Source organism: Mycobacterium sp. GA-1199, assembly GCF_001500045.1.
In the GTDB taxonomy this organism is placed as follows: Bacteria; Actinomycetota; Actinomycetes; order Mycobacteriales; family Mycobacteriaceae; genus Mycobacterium.
This window is the reverse complement of sequence record NZ_LQIX01000014.1, coordinates 26,227-44,328: the sequence shown is the minus strand read 5'-3', so window position 1 is coordinate 44,328 and position 18,102 is coordinate 26,227. Positions and strand designations below refer to the sequence as shown.

Genomic DNA, 18,102 nt, shown 5'->3' with positions numbered 1-18,102 from the left:
GATGGAGCCATGCATGCCATCGAAGTCGCCGAGACCGGCGGACCCGAAGTCCTCACCTACGTCGAGAAGCCACAGCCCACGCCGGGCCCCGGGGAAGTGCTCATCAAGGCCGAGGCCATCGGCGTGAACTTCCTCGACACGTACTTCCGGTCCGGCCAGTACCCGCGGGAGACGCCGTTCATCGTCGGCAACGAGGTGTGCGGCACCGTGGCGGCGATCGGTGAAGACGTCGTCGCGCTGAAGGTCGGTGATCGGGTCGTCACCGCTCAGGCCAACGGTGCCTACGCCGAATACAGCGTCGCCCCAGCTGATTTCGTGGCTTATGTACCGGAAGGCGTGGCCCCCGACGCGGCCGCCGCGTCGCTGCTCAAGGGCATGACGGCGCACTACCTGATCAAATCGCTGTATCCGGTGCAACAGGGCGACTCGGTGCTGGTGCACGCGGGTGCGGGCGGCGTCGGGCTCATCCTCACCCAGTGGGCGACCAGCATGGCGGTACGCGTCATCACCACCGTCTCGACGGCGGAGAAGGCCGAGCTGTCGCGTCAGGCCGGAGCAGTGCGAGTGCTGGACTATCCGACCGACCCGGCGACCTTCGGCGCCGAGATCAAGGAGATGACCGACGGCGGTGTCGCGGCCGTGTACGACGGGGTGGGGGCCGCCACGTTCGAAGCCAGCCTGGCCAGCCTGCGGGTGCGGGGCACGCTGGCGTTGTTCGGGGCCTCGAGCGGGCCGGTGCCGCCCTTCGACCCGCAGCTGCTCAATGCGGCGGGCTCGCTGTTCCTCACCCGGCCGACGCTCGTGCACTACACGCGCACCGCAGACGAATTCGCGTGGCGTGCCGGTGAACTTCTTGATGCGATCGCGTCGGGCACGCTGACGATCACGGTCAGCGAGCGCTACCGTCTCACCGATGCCGAGCAGGCGCACCGCGACCTGCAGGACCGCAAGACGGTGGGTTCGGTGGTGCTGGTGCCCTAGCGGAGCGGGCTAGAACACCGTGGGCAGCGCCAGGACGGAGTCGACGGCGAGGGCCAGGAACACGACGGCGAGATAGTTGTTCGACTGCAGGAACAGCCGCAGCGGCTTGACCGCCTCGCCGCGCCGCACGCCGTTGTAGAGCTGGTGCGCCATCACCAGGAACCATCCGCCGGCCAGCAGCGCCACTGCCGCATACAGCCAGCCGGTGACGGGTGTCAGCGCGAGCGTCGCGGCCACCGTCAGATACGTGTAGATCAGGATCTGCTTGGTGACCTGACGTTCGGTGGCGACCGCGGGAAGCATCGGGACGCCCGCGGCACGGTAGTCCTCCTTGTAGCGCATCGCGAGCGCCCAGGTGTGCGGCGGAGTCCAGAAGAAGATGATCGCGAACATGACCAGTGCGGGCCAGGCGATCGTCCCGGTGACCGCGGACCAGCCGATCATCACCGGCATACAGCCGGCCGCCCCACCCCACACCACGTTCTGCGAGGTGCGGCGCTTGAGCAACAGCGTGTAGACGAGTACGTAGAAGGCGATCGTCGCGCCGGCGAGATGGGCCGACAGCATGTTCGTCGTCCACCACAGCCAGAAGAACGACGCGACGGACAGAGCCAGCCCGAAGATCAGCGCGTGACTGCGCGGAACCGTGGCACGCGCCAGCGGCCTGCGCTCGGTGCGCTTCATCATCTTGTCGATGTCGGCGTCGGCCACGCAGTTCAGTGCGTTGGCGCCTGCCGCAGCCAGCAGTCCGCCGAACAGGGTGTTCAGGATCAGCAGCGGATCGACCGTGCCCCGGCTCGCCAAGAGCATGGCTGGGATGGTGGTGACCAGAAGCAGTTCGATGACCCGCGGCTTGGTCAGCGAGACGTAGCCGAGAAGCGTGTCGCGGATTCGCGTCCGGAACCGCCCCCGCGGCGACATCGAATCCCCGTCGACGAGGTGATGACCGTCGCGAACTCTCACGCAGTTGCTCCTGTCGAAATGGTCCCAGCGCGCGGGCGTCTACTACAGACGATGGTAGACCGCACGACAACGCCGTCCTAATCCTCCCCGGCATCTCGCCCCAGCGGCCTGCATTGCGCGACCATCCCGCACTAGGGTGGTTGAACGTGCAGCTGAGAAATGCTCTATGCCGACCAGGAGTGCGCCTGTGACCACACTCGAAGAAATCTCCGCGCTGACCCGCCCGAATCACCCCGAGGACTGGACCGAGGTGGACTCGGCGGCGGTCGACACCGTGCGGGTGCTGGCGGCCGACGCGGTGCAGAAGGTCGGCAACGGCCATCCCGGAACCGCGATGAGCCTGGCGCCGCTGGCCTACACGCTGTTCCAGCGTCAGATGCGTCACGACCCCAGCGATGTGCACTGGCTCGGCCGCGACCGCTTCGTGCTGTCTGCCGGCCATTCCAGCCTGACTCTGTACATCCAGCTCTATCTCGGCGGATTCGGGCTGGAGTTGGACGACATCAAAGCCCTGCGGACGTTCAAGTCCAAGACCCCCGGCCATCCGGAGTTCCGCCACACCGACGGCGTGGAGATCACCACCGGCCCGCTCGGACAGGGCCTGGCCTCCGCGGTCGGCATGGCGATGGCCTCGCGCTACGAGCGCGGGTTGTTCGACCCCGACACTCCCTGGGGTGAGAGCCCGTTCGACCACTACATCTATGTGATCGCCTCCGACGGCGACATCGAAGAGGGCATCACGAGCGAGGCGTCGTCGCTGGCGGGCACCCAACAGCTCGGCAACCTGATCGTGTTCTACGACAAGAACCAGATCTCGATCGAACACGACACGAACATCGCGCTGTCCGAAGACGTCGCCGCCCGCTACCGGGCCTACGGCTGGCACGTCCAGGAGGTAGAGGGCGGCGAGAACGTCGTCGGCATAGAAGAAGCCGTGCGGGCCGCCAAGGCGGTGACCGACAAATCGTCGTTCATCGCGCTGCGCACGATCATCGGCTACCCGGCCCCCAACAAGATGAACACCGGCGACGTGCATGGTTCGGCGCTGGGCGAGGAGGAGGTCGCGGCCACCAAGAAGATCCTCGGCTTCGACCCCGACAAGACCTTCGAGGTGCGGCCGGAGGTCATCGAGCACACCCGCAAGCTGGTGGACCGCGGCAAGGAGGCACACGCCAAGTGGCAGACCGACTTCGACGCGTGGGCCGAGCGTGAGCCCGAGCGCAAGGAACTGCTGGACCGGCTGCTGGCCCAGAAACTGCCCGACGGCTGGGATTCCGACCTGACCTACTGGGAGCCGGGCTCCAAGCCGTTGGCCACCCGCGCCGCGTTCGGTCAGGTGCTCAACGACGTCGCCCCGAAGCTGCCCGAATTGTGGGGTGGTTCGGCGGACCTCGCGGGCAGTAACAACACCACGATCAAGGGCGTGAACTCATTTGGCCCGCCGTCGATCTCGACGGACGATTTCACTGCTGACTGGTACGGCCGGGTGCTGCACTTCGGTGTGCGCGAACACGCGATGGGCGCGATCCTGTCCGGCATCGTGCTGCACGGCCCGACCCGCGCATTCGGTGGCACGTTCCTGCAGTTCTCCGATTATATGCGGCCTGCCGTGCGGCTCGCATCGCTGATGGACATCGACACCATCTACATCTGGACCCACGACTCGATCGGTCTCGGCGAGGACGGCCCGACGCACCAGCCGATCGAACACCTCGCGGCGCTGCGCGCGATCCCGAACCTGTCCGTTGTCCGACCGGGCGACCCCAACGAAACGGCGTACGCCTGGCGCAGCATCATCGCCCGCGGAAACGGCAGCGGTCCGGTCGGTTTCATCCTGACGCGCCAGGGCATCCCGGTACTGGAGGGCACCGACGCCGACGGGGTGGCCCGCGGCGGCTACGTCCTCGGCGGCGGCAACCCCGCCGACGACGCGGACGTGATCATCATCGCGACGGGTTCGGAACTACAGCTGGCGGTGGAGGCGAGAAAGCAGTTGGCGGAAAAGGACATCACGGCCTACGTGGTGTCGATGCCGTGCGTGGAGTGGTTCGAGTCGCAACCGCGCGAGTACCGCGATTCGGTTCTGCCTCCGAGTGTTTCGGCGCGCGTGGCGGTCGAAGCTGCCGTCGCGCAGAGCTGGTACAAGCTCGTCGGCGACACCGGGGAGATCGTCTCGATCGAGCACTACGGCGAGTCTGCCGATCACAAGACGTTGTTCCGCGAGTTCGGGTTCACTCCCGAGGCTGTGGTGGCCGCCGCGGAGCGATCGATAGACAACTGAGGTCGAAACGCTAGGAAAGGCACAGCTATGGCTCAGAATCCGAATCTCGCGGCATTGTCCGAGGCAGGCGTGTCGGTGTGGCTCGATGACCTGTCGCGCGACCGACTGCAGACAGGAAACCTGCAGGAGCTCATCGACACCAAGAGTGTCGTCGGGGTGACCACCAACCCGTCGATCTTCCAGGCCGCGTTGTCCAAGGGACACGCCTACGACGATCAGGTCAACGAACTGGCCGCGCGGGGCGCGGACGTGGACGCCACGATCCGCACCGTCACCACCGACGACGTCCGCAACGCCTGCGACGTATTGGCCAAGCAATACGAGCTCTCCGACGGTGTCGACGGCCGGGTGTCGATCGAGGTGGACCCGCGGGTCGCGCACGACACAGACAAGACCATTCTGCAAGCGATCGATCTGTGGAAGACCGTCGACCGGCCCAACCTGCTGATCAAAATCCCCGCGACGATGGCCGGCCTACCCGCGATCACCGCGGTGATCGCCGAAGGCATCTCGGTCAACGTCACGTTGATCTTCTCCGTGGAACGCCACCGACTGGTGATGGACGCCTACCTCGAAGGCCTCGAGAAGGCCAAGGAGGCCGGCCACGACCTGTCCAAGATCCATTCGGTCGCTTCGTTCTTCGTGTCCCGGGTGGACACCGAGATCGACAAGCGACTGGAGAAGATCGGATCGCAGGAGGCGCTGGATCTGCGGGGTAAGGCCGGTGTCGCCAACGCGCGACTCGCCTACGCCGCTTACGAAGAGGTGTTCGTCGGCGGCAAACGCTTCGAAGCGCTCAAGGGCGACGGCGCCCGTGTGCAACGTCCGCTGTGGGCCTCCACCGGGGTGAAGAATCCCGAGTACTCGGACACCTTGTACGTCACCGAGCTGGTCGCCCCGAATACGGTCAACACCATGCCGGAGAAGACGATCGACGCCGTCGCCGAGCACGGCGTGATCACCGGCGACACGGTCACCGGCACGGCCGACGAATCGCAGGCGCTGTTCGACAAGTTGGACGCCGTCGGTATCGAACTGCCAGACGTGTTCCGCCTCCTCGAGGACGAGGGTGTGGAGAAATTCGAGAAGTCGTGGCTCGAGTTGCTCGAGGCGACCCAGGAACAGCTCGACGCCGCCAAGAAATGACGGACTGGGTGAATCCGCTTCGCGACAAGCGCGACAAGCGGATGCCCCGGATCGCGGGGCCCTGCGGGATCGTCATCTTCGGTGTCACCGGCGACCTGTCGCGTAAGAAGCTGATGCCGGCGATCTACGACTTGGCCAACCGCGGACTGCTGCCTCCGTCCTTCTCATTGATCGGGTTCGCCCGACGGGATTGGGCCGACGAAGATTTCGGTGAAGTGGTCTACGAGGCGGTGAAGAAACACGCCCGTACGCCGTTCCGGCAGGAGGTGTGGGATCGGCTGGCCGAGGGATTCCGCTTCGTCCAGGGCACTTTCGACGACGACGCGGCGTTCGGCCGTCTTGCCGAGACGCTCGAGAAACTCGACGCCGAACGCGGAACGGGCGGAAATCACGTTTTCTACCTGTCCATTCCCCCGAACGCGTTCCAGCCGGTGTGCGAGCAGCTGCACAAGTCCGGTTTGGCCAACCCGCAGGAGGGTCGCTGGAGCCGCGTGGTGATCGAGAAGCCGTTCGGCCACGACCTGGAGAGTGCGCAGGAACTCAACGAGGTCGTCAACAGCGTGTTCCCCGAGGAGTCGGTGTTCCGCATCGACCACTACCTGGGCAAAGAGACGGTGCAGAACATCCTCGCGCTGCGGTTCGCCAACGAACTGTACGAGCCGATCTGGAACAACAACTACGTCGACAGCGTGCAGATCACGATGGCCGAGGACATCGGACTCGGCGGCCGCGGAGGTTATTACGACGGGGTCGGCGCCGCGCGCGACGTCATCCAGAACCATCTCCTGCAACTGCTGGCCCTGACCGCCATGGAGGAGCCGGTCAGCTTCGGCCCGAAGGAACTGCAGATCGAGAAGATCAAGGTGTTCTCGGCCACGCGGCCGATGCAGCCGCTCGATCAGACCACCGCACGCGGGCAGTACGCGTCGGGCTGGCAGGGCAGCGAGAAAGTGGTGGGGCTGCTCGAAGAAGAGGGCTTCTCGAAGGATTCGAAGACCGAGACCTACGCGGCCATCGCGCTGGAGGTCGACACCAGGCGGTGGGCGGGTGTGCCGTTCTTCCTGCGCACCGGAAAACGGCTGGGGCGCAGGGTGACCGAGATCGCGCTGATCTTCAAGCGGGCACCGCACCTGCCCTTCGACAAGACCATGACCGAGGAACTCGGGCAGAACGCATTGGTGATCAGGGTTCAGCCCGACGAGGGCATCACGACCCGGTTCGGTTCGAAGGTGCCCGGCAGCGCCATGGAGGTCCGCGACGTCAACATGGACTTCTCCTACGGATCGGCGTTCGCCGAAGACTCCCCCGAAGCCTATGAGCGGCTGATCCTCGACGTGCTGCTCGGTGAACCCTCGCTGTTCCCGGTGAACAGGGAGGTCGAATTGTCCTGGGAGATACTCGATCCCGTGCTGGACTACTGGGCCGCCCACGGTAAGCCCGAGGCGTACGAGTCGGGCACCTGGGGTCCGGCCTCGGCCGACGAGATGTTGCATCGCATGGGCCGGGAATGGAGGCGGCCGTGATCGTCGACCTGCCGAACACCAACACGAACGACATCAACAAGAAAATCACCGGCCTGCGCGAGGAGGGCGGCGCGATCACCCTGAGCCGGGTGCTCACCCTCGTCGTCTCGCTCGATTCCGATGAGCTGCTCGAGGAATCCATCGAAGCCGCCAACTTCGCCAGCCGCGAGCACCCCTGCCGGGTGATCATCGTGGTGCCTGGGGATCGTGACGCCGACGACGCCCGGCTGGACGCGCAGCTTCGCGTCGGCGGGGATGCCGGAGCCGGGGAGATCGTCGGGCTGCGCCTGCACGGTGAGCTCGCCGACCATGCCAGCGCCGTGGTGCTGCCCTTCTTGTTGCCCGATACCCCGGTGGTGGCGTGGTGGCCGGCAGGCGGGCCGGCGGTGCCTGCTGAGGATCCGTTGGGCCGGTTGGCGATTCGTCGGATCACGAACGCGACGCAATGTTCTGATCCGTTGGCCGCGATCAAAGGGCGACTTGCCGGTTACACCGCAGGAGACACCGACCTCTGTTGGGCTCGGATCACGTACTGGCGGGCCCTGCTGGCCGCCGCCGTCGATCAGGAACCGCACGCGCCGATAGCGTCCGCGGTGGTGTCGGGTCTACGCGGCGAGCCGTCACTCGACGTGCTGGCGGGTTGGCTCGCCGCTCGAATCGACGGTCCGGTGCACCGGCAGGTGGGCGAGTTGAAAGTCGAGCTGATCCGCGACGGTGAGACCATCACTTTGCGTCGGCCGCAGGACGGCGTCACCGCGACGCTGAGTCGCACCAGCCGACCCGAGGCCCGAATCCCGTTGGCGCGCAGGGAGGCCAAGGAGTGCCTGGCCGAGGATCTGCGCAGGCTTGACCCCGATGAGATCTATCACGAGGCCCTGCAGGGAATCGACAAGGTGCAATACGCATGAGCGCGACGATCGAGCGTCATCCCGACACCGCAACGTTGGTCACGGCCGCCGGTGATCGGCTTGTCGCGGCGATTGTCGCGGCCGTCGCCGAGCGCGGGTCGGCGCACATCGTGCTCACGGGCGGGGGCACCGGCACCGGGCTGTTGAAGCGCGTGGCGGAGAAGGGCGCCGAGATCGATTGGGCGAAGGTGCATCTCTACTGGGGCGACGATCGATTCGTGCCGGCCGACGATGACGAGCGCAACTACAAGCAGGCCCGAGAGGCGCTGCTGGACCACGTGAGCATCCCGGACGAGAATGTGCACCCGATAGCCGCCAGCGGCGCGGAATTCGGCGACGACCTCGACGCTGCCGCGGCGGCATACGAGCAGGTGCTGGCCGCCAACGCCGTGGGTGGCGAGCCGGCCCCGGACTTCGACGTGCATCTTCTGGGGATGGGCGGCGAGGGCCACATCAACTCGCTGTTCCCCCACACCGCCGCGGTGCGTGAGACCGAGCGGCTGGTGGTCGGTGTCGAAGACTCCCCCAAGCCGCCGCCGCGCCGGATTACGCTGACACTGCCCGCGGTTCGACGATCGCGGGAGGTATGGGTGGTGGTCTCCGGTGACGGAAAGGCCGACGCGGTCGCAGCGGCAATCCGCGGCGCTGATGCCGACGACGTGCCAGCGGCGGGTGCGGTGGGCCGCGAGGCGACGGTGTGGATGCTCGACGAGGCGGCGGCAAGCAAGCTCTGACGCGGGCTCAAGCCCGCTGGCGCCGCAACTTGTCAGGGTACGCGAGTAGTATCGAACACATGTTCGAAGATTTCGACGACGCGGCGGTGGTTGAGACCATTGCCGCGTCATCGCGCGAACAGAGCGCAGCTTGTGGCCGCGAGCTGATGGCCATCGGTGAGCTCTATGCCCGCCGTGCCCCCGATGACGACGATGAACGGAGGAACTGGGCGATCGACGGCCACGCCAATGTGGTCGCCGAGATCGCGGCGGCACTGAACATCAGCCGCGGGCGAGCGGCCAGCCGCCTGCACTACGCCATCGACCTCCGCGAGCGCTTGCCCAAGGTCGCCGAGGTCTTCGCGAGCGGACAGATCGACTTTCGGATGATGACCGCCCTGGTCAACCGCAGCTCCAATGTCCAGGACGACGATCGCCTTGCCCGGCTCGACGCGGCGTTCGCGAAATGGTCGCCCAAATGGATGAAGTTGTCCGGGCCGAAGCTGCACGAGCGCATCGACATGTGGGTGGAGAAGTTCGACCCGGACGGGGTTCGGGAACCGAAGCCGCCCAGCGACGACCGCTATGTCGAGGTCGGTCCGATCAGTCCAGGCATGGTCGGGGTCTGGGCCAAACTCGCCTTCGCCGACGGCGTGGCTTTCGACACGCGCCTCGATGAGATTGCCGCAACGGTCTGTCGCGACGATCCGCGCACCGCTTCACAACGCCGCGCAGACGCGATGGTGGCGATGAGCGCAGGGCAGATGCGGCTGCAGTGCGGCTGCGGCGCCGAGGACTGCCAGAACGGGTCCCCCAACGAGCCAACAAGTCAGGTCGTCGTCAATGTAATCGCCGAGCAGGCCACGATCGAGGGCCGGTCGGACAATCCGGGATACCTGCCAGGCTTCGGCGCGGTGCCCGCCTCGTTGTTGCGCGAGATGATCGCGACCGCGCGGGTGCGCCCTGTTCCGCTGCCCGAACCCTGCCCCGAGCAGGGCTACCGGCCGTCGGCGGCGTTAGCTCGTTTCATCCGATGGCGTGACCTGACGTGCCGCTTTCCCGGATGCGATGTGCCGGCATCTGCGTGCCAGATCGACCATACGGTCCCGTATCCAATGGGTCCCACCCATCCATCGAACTTGAAGCTGCTCTGCGGGTTTCACCATCTGCTGAAGACTTTCTGGTGCGGCGCCGACGGGTGGTCAGACCGACAACTCGCGAACGGCACGGTCATATGGACGGCGCCCAACGGGCAGACGTACACGACCACCCCCGGCGGTGCCGAGTTCTTCGAACAGCTGGGCCGACCCACGGGCGACATCGTGGTCGCCCCACAGCCGGGCGGGCCAGACGATCTTCATCGAGGCGCGAAGATGCCAATCCGCAGGCGCACCCGCGCAGAGGACAAGGCATATCGGATCGCGCTGGAGCGGCAACACAACGCCGAGCGCATCGCTCGCAAAGAGTTGCTCCTCGCCGAGCGACTCGCCAGGGACGACGAACCACCGCCGTTCTGACCAGCGTTCAGCCTGAGAGGGCCGAGAGATCATCGTTCTGTCCGTCGCGGAAGCCCGCGTCGTAGTCGGCACTTGGGGTCGTGGTGTCCGATCCGACCATGACAATTCGCGGATCCATCGGACACTGCCGAGACGTGGTTTCTCCGTGGCTCACATGTGTTCAGACGCCGGGTTACACCCAGCGGTTCCCCGGCTGCCGTCATAATGGCCCTCATGGCAGACAAGGGTGGTCGACCGGTCCGTACAGGACCGGAACGCATCAGAAAGCTCGCCCAGGCGGCGCTGAACGCCGACGTCACCGTCGAGCAGGTCGACACCATCCTGGAGGGGCTGAGCGAGACGCTCGAGGATCTCAACAGTTCCACCGCCAACCTCGATGCCACCCTGGAGCGGTTCAACGAGACCATCAATCAGATCAATCAGCTTGCCCCGCGTCTGAACGCCGTGGTCGACCGTATGGAGGGCATAGTCGGGCGAGTGGAACGGATCGTCGGCCTCGGTGAGTCGGTGATCTCGCCGCTCGCCGCGACCGAGCAGGTGGTGCGCGGGGCGGTGGACAAGGTGCGCCGCTCCACCGGTCTCTAGATCTCCCGCTGTCTAACCGCTGTTGCGCAGTGCGCTCGCCAACCCGCTCATCGTCAACAGGATGCCGCGCTGGACGAGTTCGTCGTCGTCGCCGGACCGATAGCGGCGCAGCAGTTCGACCTGGAGATGGTTCAGCGGTTCCAGGTACGGAAAACGGTTGAACACCGAACGGGCCAGCGCCGGGTTGTCGGCCAACAGATCGTCCTGGCCGGTGATGAGCTTGTGCATCCGGATCGTGCGCTCATGCTCGTCGGCGATCTTGTCGAACACCCGCCGCCGCAACTCCTCGTCGTCGACCAGTTCGGAATACCGCGCCGCCAGCCCCAGATCGGATTTGGCCATGACCTGCGCCATGTTCGACAGCACTGTGCGGAAGAACGGCCAACGCCGGTACAGGTCCCGCAACACCTCGACGCGGTCCTCCTCGGACTGCGGCCCCTCGGCGATCCACTCCTCGAAAGCCGTGCCGGTGCCGTACCAGCCGGGCAGCATCACCCGCGACTGGCTCCACGCCAGCACCCACGGGATCGCCCGCAGATCGGCGATCGACGTCGTCGGCTTACGCGACGAAGGCCGGCTGCCGATATTGAGCGCCCCGATCTCACTCACCGGCGTCGACGACTTGAAGTAGTCGACGAAACCGGGTGTCTCGTGGACCAATCCGGCGTATGCGCGCTGAGCGCGTGCGGCCAGATCGTCGAGCACCTCGTAGGCTGGGCCGGCCTCGTCGCCGAGGCCTTCCACGTCGAGCAGCGTGGCCTCCAACGTGGCGGCCAGGAGGGTCTCGAGGTTGCGGTACGCGGACTGTGGTTCGGCGTATTTCGCCGCGATGACCTCGCCCTGTTCGGTGAGCCGCAGCGACGCGTTGACCGCGCCCGGCGGCTGGGCCAAGATGGCGTCGTAGCTGGGCCCGCCGCCTCGACCCACGGTGCCACCGCGACCGTGGAAGAGCCGCAACCGAATTCCGGTCTTACGTGCCGACTCCACCAGGTCGAGCTCCGCCCGGTACAGCGCCCAGTTCGCCGCGAGGTAGCCGCCGTCCTTATTGGAGTCGGAGTAGCCGAGCATCACCTCCTGGCTATCGCTGCGCGCCGACACAATCGACCGGTACACCGGAAGATCCAGCGCCGCTTCGAGAATCGAGGATCCGCGCTGCAGATCGTCGATGGTCTCGAACAGCGGCACGACGCCAACGGGCGCGTACGGCCGCTCCCCCGAGACGTCGAGCAGCCCGACCTCTTTGAGCAGGATCGCGGCCTCCAACATGTCCGACACGGACTCGCACATCGAGATGATGTAGTTCGGCACCGCCCGTGAACCGAAGACCCGCACCGCCCGCGCGGCCGCGGCGACGATGTCGAGTTCTTTGCGGGCCAGCTCGGACAGTTCGGCGCCGGCTTTTACCAGCGGGCGCCGGGTCGACAGCTCACCCGCGAGCAGTTCCACCCGGTCCGCCTCGGGCAGCGAGCCGTAGTCGGGGTGCACACCCGCCCACGCCAGCAGCTCGGCGACGACCTCCTCGTGGACGTCGGAGTTCTGCCGCATGTCGAGGCCGCAGAGGTGAAACCCGAAAGTGCGCACCGCCTCTCGCAGCCGCGCCAGCCGGTCGTCGGCCAGCACCGCGCTGCCGTTGCTGCGCAGCGACTCGTCGACGGTGTCCAGGTCGGCGAGCAACTCAACGGGCGACTGGTAGCGCTCGAGACCCAGATCGAGTTCGTGCTCGGGCTGCTCGTCGAGAGTCTCCTTCGCCGTCGACGTCAGCCGAGAGTGGATCACGCGCAGCGCTCGCCGGTAGGGTTCGTCGGCCCGCGCGGGTTCCTCGCAGCGGGCGGCCAGGGCCTCGAGCCCCTCGCTGATCCGCACCAGCCGCGCCGACATCGACAGCTCCTCTTCCAGCGCCGTGATCTCGGTGAAGTAGTGGTCCAGCGCCGTGTAGGCGGCCCGGCCGGTCGCGAGTCGGACGACGTCGGCGGTCACATTGGGGTTGCCGTCTCGGTCCCCGCCGATCCACGACCCGGGCAGCACGATCGGTTCGTCCAGCAGCCCGGCGTCGGGCCAACGAGCTTGCAGTTCGGTGCGTACATCGGCGTTCACCTGGGGGATGACTTCGAAGAACGCTGCTGGGTAATACCGCAGACCCGTCTCGATCTCGTCCTGGATCTTCAGGCGCGACAACCGAACCAGCGCCGTCTGCCACAGCGTCAGGATGTGGCGGCGCAGCTCGAGCTCGATGTCGCGTCCATCGGCGTCGCTGCGCCCGTGCAGGCGTAAGCGCATCAGCTCGGTGATGCGGTGTTGGGTGTCGAAGACCGTGCGGCGCCTGGTCTCGGTCGGGTGCGCGGTGATCACCGGCGAGACCATCGCCCCGGCGAGGGCTTCGGCGACGGTGGCGGCATCGAGGTCGACGGCGTCGAGTTTGGCGTAGGTCGCGGCAAGGCTGCTGTTCTGCGGCGGCTCACCCGCTTCGACATGGACGGCCCGGCGACGCTCCCGGTGGATGTCCTCAGCGACGTTGGCCAGCAGAGCGAAATGAGTGAAGGCGCGGATGACCGGGATCGCCTGACGGATGTCGATGCCGTTGAACATCCCCGCCAGCTCCGCGCGGTCGATCTCGGAGCGGCGCACCCGGAACGACTCGACGCGGGCGCGCTCGACGAGGTCGAACACCTCGTCGCCGTTCTGCTCACGCACGGTGTCGCCGAGTATCGCTCCGAGAAGGCGGATGTCCTCGCGCATCGGCTCGGTGGCGTCACGACCCACCTTGGTCCGCCTGACCGCGCCTATCGGTTCAAGCCCGGCGATTTCAGCCATGACTCAAGTATCGACGGGCCTCAGCCGGCCCGCACGGTGAGGTGACGTGGATCAGCTGTACTTGATCAGCAGCGCCACGCCGACGATCGAGACGAGCCAGATTCCGGTGACGAACAACGTCAGCCGGTCCAGGTTCTTCTCCACCACCGTCGACCCCGACAGGCTGGACTGAACGCCGCCGCCGAACAGCGTGGACAGGCCGCCGCCCTTGGCGCGATGCAGCAGCACCAGGAGCACGACCAGGACACTGGTCACTACCAGGGTGATCTGCAGGGCCAATTCCATGGGCGCAAGACTACCTAATCGTCGGCGACGCTCACCAATCGGCGCGTTACGGCAGGGGTCCGCCGGCCGCGATGGCCGACAGCGTGGCGAACTGCTCGCCGTCGAGGGACGCGCCGCCGACGAGGGCTCCGTCGATGTCCTCCTGCGCGACGATGTCGCCGACGTTCTTGGCGTTGACCGACCCGCCATACAGCACACGGACACCGGCGGCCACCTGCGGCGTCGCCAGCTTGCCCAGCTCGTCGCGAATTGCCTTGCAGACCTCCTGTGCGTCCGCCGCGCTGGCCACCCGGCCGGTGCCGATGGCCCACACCGGCTCGTAGGCGATCACGGCCTGGCCGATCTGCTCGTTCGAAAGGCCCGCCAGCGACCCGCGCAGCGACTCGACATTGTGCTCGACGTGGTTGCCCGCCTCGCGAATTTCGAGTTGCTCACCGATGCAGATGATTGGCACCAGACCGTGTCGGAAGGCCGCCGCCGCCTTGGCCGCCACGAGGGCGTCGTCCTCGTGGTGGTAGGTGCGCCGTTCGGAGTGCCCGACGACGACGAAGGTGCATCCCAGCTTGGCCAGGAACGCCCCGCTGATGTCGCCGGTGTAGGCGCCCGAATCGTGCTGTGAGAGGTCCTGCGCGCCATAGGTCAGCAACAGCTTGTCGCCGTCGACCAGGGTCTGCACGCTGCGCAGGTCGGTGAACGGCGGGATCACCGTCACATCGACCTTGTCGAAGTACTTCGCAGGCAACGCGAACGCGATCTTCTGCACCAGCGCGATCGCCTCGAAGTGGTTGAGGTTCATCTTCCAGTTGCCGGCGATCAGCGGCTTACGGCTCACGATTCCAGGACCTCTCACTCTTCTAAGACGGCGATGCCGGGCAGTTTCTTGCCTTCAAGGTATTCCAGCGAGGCCCCACCCCCGGTCGAAATGTGGGAGAAGCCCTGTTCGTCGAGGCCGAGCTGACGGACCGCCGCGGCGGAATCGCCGCCGCCGACGACGCTGAAGCCGCCCTTGCCGGTCGCGGCGATGATCGCCTCGGCGACGCCCTTGGTGCCAGCAGCGAAGGCCGGGAACTCGAAGACGCCCATCGGTCCGTTCCAGAACACGGTCTTGGCGTTGGACAGCAGCGTGGTGAACCGCTCGACCGACCCCGGCCCGATGTCCAGGCCCATCTTGTCGTCGGGAATCTTGTCCGCGGCGACGATCTCGGCCGTCGCATCGGCGGCGAACTTGTCGGCCACCACGATGTCAACCGGCACGTGAATCACGTCGGCGTAGGTGTCGAGAAGCTTGCGGCACGTCTCGATCATGCCTTCCTCCAGCAGCGAGGAGCCGACCGAAATGCCTTGTGAGGCAAGGAAGGTGAAGCACATGCCACCGCCGATGATCAGGCTGTCGGCCTTCTCCGCGAGCGATTCGATGACCGCCAGCTTGTCCGACACCTTGGACCCGCCGAGCACCACGGCGTAAGGCCGGTCGGTCGAGGTGGTCAGCTGCTCGAGCACCTTGACCTCCGCCGCCACCAACGTGCCCGCATAGTGCGGGAGCAGCGTCGCGACGTCGTACACCGATGCCTGCTTGCGGTGCACCACCCCGAAACCGTCGGAGACGAAAGCCCCGTCCTCACCGACGAGTTCGACGAGCTTTTTGGCCAACGCCATCCGTTCGGCGTCGTCCTTGCTGGTCTCGCGCGGGTCGAAGCGGATGTTCTCCAGCAGCAGGATGTCGCCGTCGGTCAACCCTTCGGCACGGGCAAGCGCGTCGGTTCCGACGACGTCACCGGCCAGCTGAACGTGGCGACCGAGCTGCTCCCCCAACGCCTTCGCGACCGGAGCCAGCGACAGCTTCGGGTCGGGCCCACCCTTGGGCCGACCCAGATGCGCGGTGACGATCACCTTGGCGCCCGCGTCGGAGAGTGCTCTCAGCGTGGGCACCGACGCGGTGATGCGGCCCGGGTCGGTGATGTTGCCGTCATCGTCGAGCGGGACGTTGAGATCCGAGCGGACCAGCACTCCCCGATCCGAAACACCTTCTGCGAGAAGGTCTTCCAGAGTCTTGATGGAAGACGAAGCCACGGCTTACAGCGACTTGCCGACGAGCGCGACCAGGTCGACCAGCCGGTTGGAGTAACCCCACTCGTTGTCGTACCAGGACACGGTCTTGGCCTGGTTGTCGATCACCTTGGTCAGGCCCGCATCGAAGATCGAGCTGTGCGGGTCGGTGACGATGTCGCTGGAGACGATCGGTGCGTCGTAGTACTTGAGGATGCCCTTGAGCGGACCGTCCGCGGCGGCCTTGAACGCTGCGTTGATCTCGTCGGCGGTGGCGGACTTGGACAGTTCGGCGGTCAGGTCGGTGCACGAACCCGTGGGGATCGGCACGCGCAGCGCGTAGCCGTCGAGCTTGCCCTTCAGCTCGGGCAGGACCAGGCCGATCGCCTTGGCGGCGCCGGTGGAGGTCGGCACGATGTTCAGCGCGGCGGCGCGGGCGCGGCGCAGGTCCTTGTGGGGGCCGTCCTGCAGGTTCTGGTCCTGGGTGTAGGCGTGCACCGTCGTCATCAGCCCCTTGACGATGCCGAACTCGTCGTTGAGCACCTTGGCCAGCGGGCCGAGGCAGTTCGTGGTGCACGAGGCGTTGGAGATGATGTTCTGGCTGCCGTCGTATTTGTCGTCGTTGACGCCGAGGACGATCGTGATGTCCTCGTCGGTGGCGGGCGCGGAGATGATGACCTTCTTGGCGCCGGCATCCAGATGGCCCTGCGCCTTGTCCCGCTTGGTGAAGATGCCGGTGGACTCGACGACCACGTCGACCCCGAGATCGCCCCACGGCAGGGCCGCCGGGCCCTCCTTGACCGCGAGGGCCTTGATCTTCTGGTCGCCGATGACGATGGTGTCGTCGCCCTCGAGGCTGATCTCGGCGGGGAACCGGCCGAGGATCGAGTCGAACTTCAGCAGGTGCGCCAAGCTGGCGTTGTCGGTGAGGTCGTTGACGGCAACGATCTCGATGTCGGTGCTCTTGCCCTCGGCCTTCTGCGCGGCGAGCGCCCGGTAGAAGTTGCGCCCGATGCGGCCGAAGCCGTTAACGCCTACCCGGATGGTCACTGGTCTCTCCCTTAGTTGCCTTAACGTGTAGTGCTCGACCGCCAGCCTAGTGGTGTGATAGCGGCCACGTGCCACCTGGTCAGCCATGATCAGGCGGCATCGCCGACGAAGGACGCTCGGTGGGCGATTTCGTGACTTTGGTCCCTGCCGGCCAACAGCCGGCGGCTCGATACTCGGACCATGAAGGTCGATCATCGACTCGCCCCGTCGGCCGAGGATCGGCACGCGGCAGCGGTGGAGCGTGCCGCTGAGCTCCGTGAACTCTCCCTCCGCCTGTCGGCGGGCGAGCAGGTCGACTCAGCTGATGTCGACCGCGCCGTATTGCGCGCGCACGAAGCCCATGCCCGCGCGCGCACGGCGCATCTCGCCGCCGCCGAGCGCCATCGGCTCGCGGCCGAGGCGCATGAGCGTGCCGCCCAGGTGCACCGACGTGCGGCGGCCGAGGGTATCGGCGACGTCGAGACCCATCTGAGCGCCGTCGCGGTCCATGAAGCCGCCCGCGACGCCGACTATGCCGGCGCCGAAGTGGCCCTGCGAATGGCGCGCAAGGAGTAGCTGCCGTCAGCGGTCACAGCGCCGCGAGATTCTGGTCGGCGAATGGGTTGCCGAGCCATTTCCGGCGAATCCGCTGGAGTGTGCCATCGGCTTCCAACTCGGCTTGCGCGACGGTGAGCCGCCCGAGAAGCGTTTGATCATCGAGCGCGACGGCGATCGCGATGTCCTCGACGGTGATGCCGCGCTGGACGACCTGCACGCCGGGAATGTCCCTGACCAGTTCGGTGAGCACCGGCGCGAGCTTCATCAAGGCATCGCAGTCGCCGGTGGAAAGGTCGGTCAACGCGTCGCGAATGGAGCCATAGTCGTAGAGGCGCACGGCGCCGGCCTTGCCCTCCGCGACGAGGCGTTCGGCGATCGGCTGGCTGGTGTTGCCCCGTTGCACACCGAGGGTCAGACCGTTCAGATCGTCGACGGAGGTGACGCGCGGCAGTCGGCGGGTGTCGACGGCCAGCGCCTGGCCGGAGATCACGTACGGCGGGAGGAACGTCGCCGTCTTCTCGCGCTCAGGTGTGACGGTCGTACCGGCGGCGACGCAGTCATATTCCGATCCCAGCGCGTCGAAGATGCCGTCGAAGTCGGCTCCGTGGTACGGCACGAATTCGACTGTCGCACCGATCTTCTCGCCGAGTGCTTGCATCAGGTCGATGTCGAGGCCACCGTCGCGGGACATCCCCCCGACCATGGAATTGAAGGGCGGATCGGGTTCAGCCACGCCGACTCTGAGCGTCTCCATGG

At 66.4% G+C, this 18,102-nt stretch carries 16 protein-coding genes; 9 read left to right on the top strand and 7 right to left on the bottom strand.

Annotated elements, in window-relative coordinates:
- Positions 1-9 precede the first annotated feature (9 nt).
- Entirely contained in the window at positions 10-981 is a 972-nt protein-coding gene (locus AU198_RS12065; protein WP_064348370.1) for a quinone oxidoreductase family protein, read from the top strand.
- Positions 982-990: 9 nt separating this feature from the next.
- On the opposite strand, the gene AU198_RS12060 is transcribed toward AU198_RS12065, so the two are convergent.
- Positions 991-1,902, bottom strand: a complete 912-nt coding sequence (locus tag AU198_RS12060; protein WP_156431581.1) for a heme o synthase — start codon at positions 1,900-1,902, stop codon at positions 991-993.
- A gap of 229 nt (positions 1,903-2,131) precedes the next feature.
- On the opposite strand from AU198_RS12060, the gene tkt reads away from it, so the two are divergent.
- The 7 genes from tkt (at position 2,132) to AU198_RS12025 (ending at position 10,617) form a co-directional block, all read left to right on the top strand.
- Positions 2,132-4,225: a transketolase gene (tkt, locus tag AU198_RS12055; RefSeq protein WP_064348368.1), complete on the top strand. Its 2,094-nt coding sequence runs from the start codon at positions 2,132-2,134 to the stop codon at positions 4,223-4,225.
- Between the two features lie 27 nt (positions 4,226-4,252).
- Entirely contained in the window at positions 4,253-5,371 is a 1,119-nt protein-coding gene (gene tal, locus AU198_RS12050) for a transaldolase (RefSeq protein WP_064348367.1), read from the top strand.
- Positions 5,368-6,894 (top strand): glucose-6-phosphate dehydrogenase, encoded by a 1,527-nt coding sequence (gene zwf, locus AU198_RS12045; protein ID WP_064348366.1) that lies wholly within the window; start codon positions 5,368-5,370, stop codon positions 6,892-6,894. The genes tal and zwf overlap by 4 nt, the downstream gene beginning before the upstream one ends.
- A complete protein-coding gene (gene opcA / locus AU198_RS12040) occupies positions 6,891-7,802 on the top strand; it encodes a glucose-6-phosphate dehydrogenase assembly protein OpcA (RefSeq protein WP_064348428.1) in 912 nt (303 codons plus the stop codon). The genes zwf and opcA overlap by 4 nt, the downstream gene beginning before the upstream one ends.
- Complete coding sequence (pgl, locus tag AU198_RS12035; RefSeq protein WP_064348365.1) at positions 7,799-8,536, top strand: 6-phosphogluconolactonase; 738 nt, start codon at positions 7,799-7,801, stop codon at positions 8,534-8,536. Before opcA ends, pgl begins: the two co-directional genes overlap by 4 nt.
- A 59-nt stretch (positions 8,537-8,595) precedes the next feature.
- Complete coding sequence (locus AU198_RS12030; protein ID WP_064348364.1) at positions 8,596-10,032, top strand: HNH endonuclease signature motif containing protein; 1,437 nt, start codon at positions 8,596-8,598, stop codon at positions 10,030-10,032.
- A gap of 213 nt (positions 10,033-10,245) precedes the next feature.
- A complete protein-coding gene (locus tag AU198_RS12025; RefSeq protein ID WP_064348427.1) occupies positions 10,246-10,617 on the top strand; it encodes a hypothetical protein in 372 nt (123 codons plus the stop codon).
- 12 nt (positions 10,618-10,629) lie between these two features.
- Here AU198_RS12025 and ppc read toward each other — a convergent pair whose 3' ends face one another.
- The 5 genes from ppc to gap are packed head-to-tail and all read right to left on the bottom strand — an operon-like array spanning position 10,630 to position 16,809.
- The gene (gene ppc / locus AU198_RS12020; protein WP_064348363.1) at positions 10,630-13,428 is read right to left on the bottom strand and encodes a phosphoenolpyruvate carboxylase; all 2,799 of its coding nucleotides are present in this window, start codon (positions 13,426-13,428) and stop codon (positions 10,630-10,632) included.
- Positions 13,429-13,479: 51 nt separating this feature from the next.
- Positions 13,480-13,713, bottom strand: coding sequence for a preprotein translocase subunit SecG (secG, locus tag AU198_RS12015; protein ID WP_019348649.1), 234 nt, complete (start codon positions 13,711-13,713; stop codon positions 13,480-13,482).
- 46 nt (positions 13,714-13,759) lie between these two features.
- Positions 13,760-14,545: a triose-phosphate isomerase gene (gene tpiA / locus AU198_RS12010; protein ID WP_064348362.1), complete on the bottom strand. Its 786-nt coding sequence runs from the start codon at positions 14,543-14,545 to the stop codon at positions 13,760-13,762.
- 14 nt (positions 14,546-14,559) lie between these two features.
- Positions 14,560-15,783: a phosphoglycerate kinase gene (locus tag AU198_RS12005; protein WP_064348361.1), complete on the bottom strand. Its 1,224-nt coding sequence runs from the start codon at positions 15,781-15,783 to the stop codon at positions 14,560-14,562.
- A 3-nt stretch (positions 15,784-15,786) separates the two neighbouring features.
- Entirely contained in the window at positions 15,787-16,809 is a 1,023-nt protein-coding gene (gene gap / locus AU198_RS12000; RefSeq protein WP_064348360.1) for a type I glyceraldehyde-3-phosphate dehydrogenase, read from the bottom strand.
- 180 nt (positions 16,810-16,989) lie between these two features.
- On the opposite strand from gap, the gene AU198_RS11995 reads away from it, so the two are divergent.
- Complete coding sequence (locus AU198_RS11995; RefSeq protein ID WP_064348359.1) at positions 16,990-17,364, top strand: hypothetical protein; 375 nt, start codon at positions 16,990-16,992, stop codon at positions 17,362-17,364.
- A 13-nt stretch (positions 17,365-17,377) separates the two neighbouring features.
- On the opposite strand, the gene AU198_RS11990 is transcribed toward AU198_RS11995, so the two are convergent.
- Positions 17,378-18,100 (bottom strand): ABC transporter substrate-binding protein, encoded by a 723-nt coding sequence (locus AU198_RS11990; RefSeq protein WP_064348358.1) that lies wholly within the window; start codon positions 18,098-18,100, stop codon positions 17,378-17,380.
- Between the last annotated feature and the right edge of the window lie 2 nt (positions 18,101-18,102).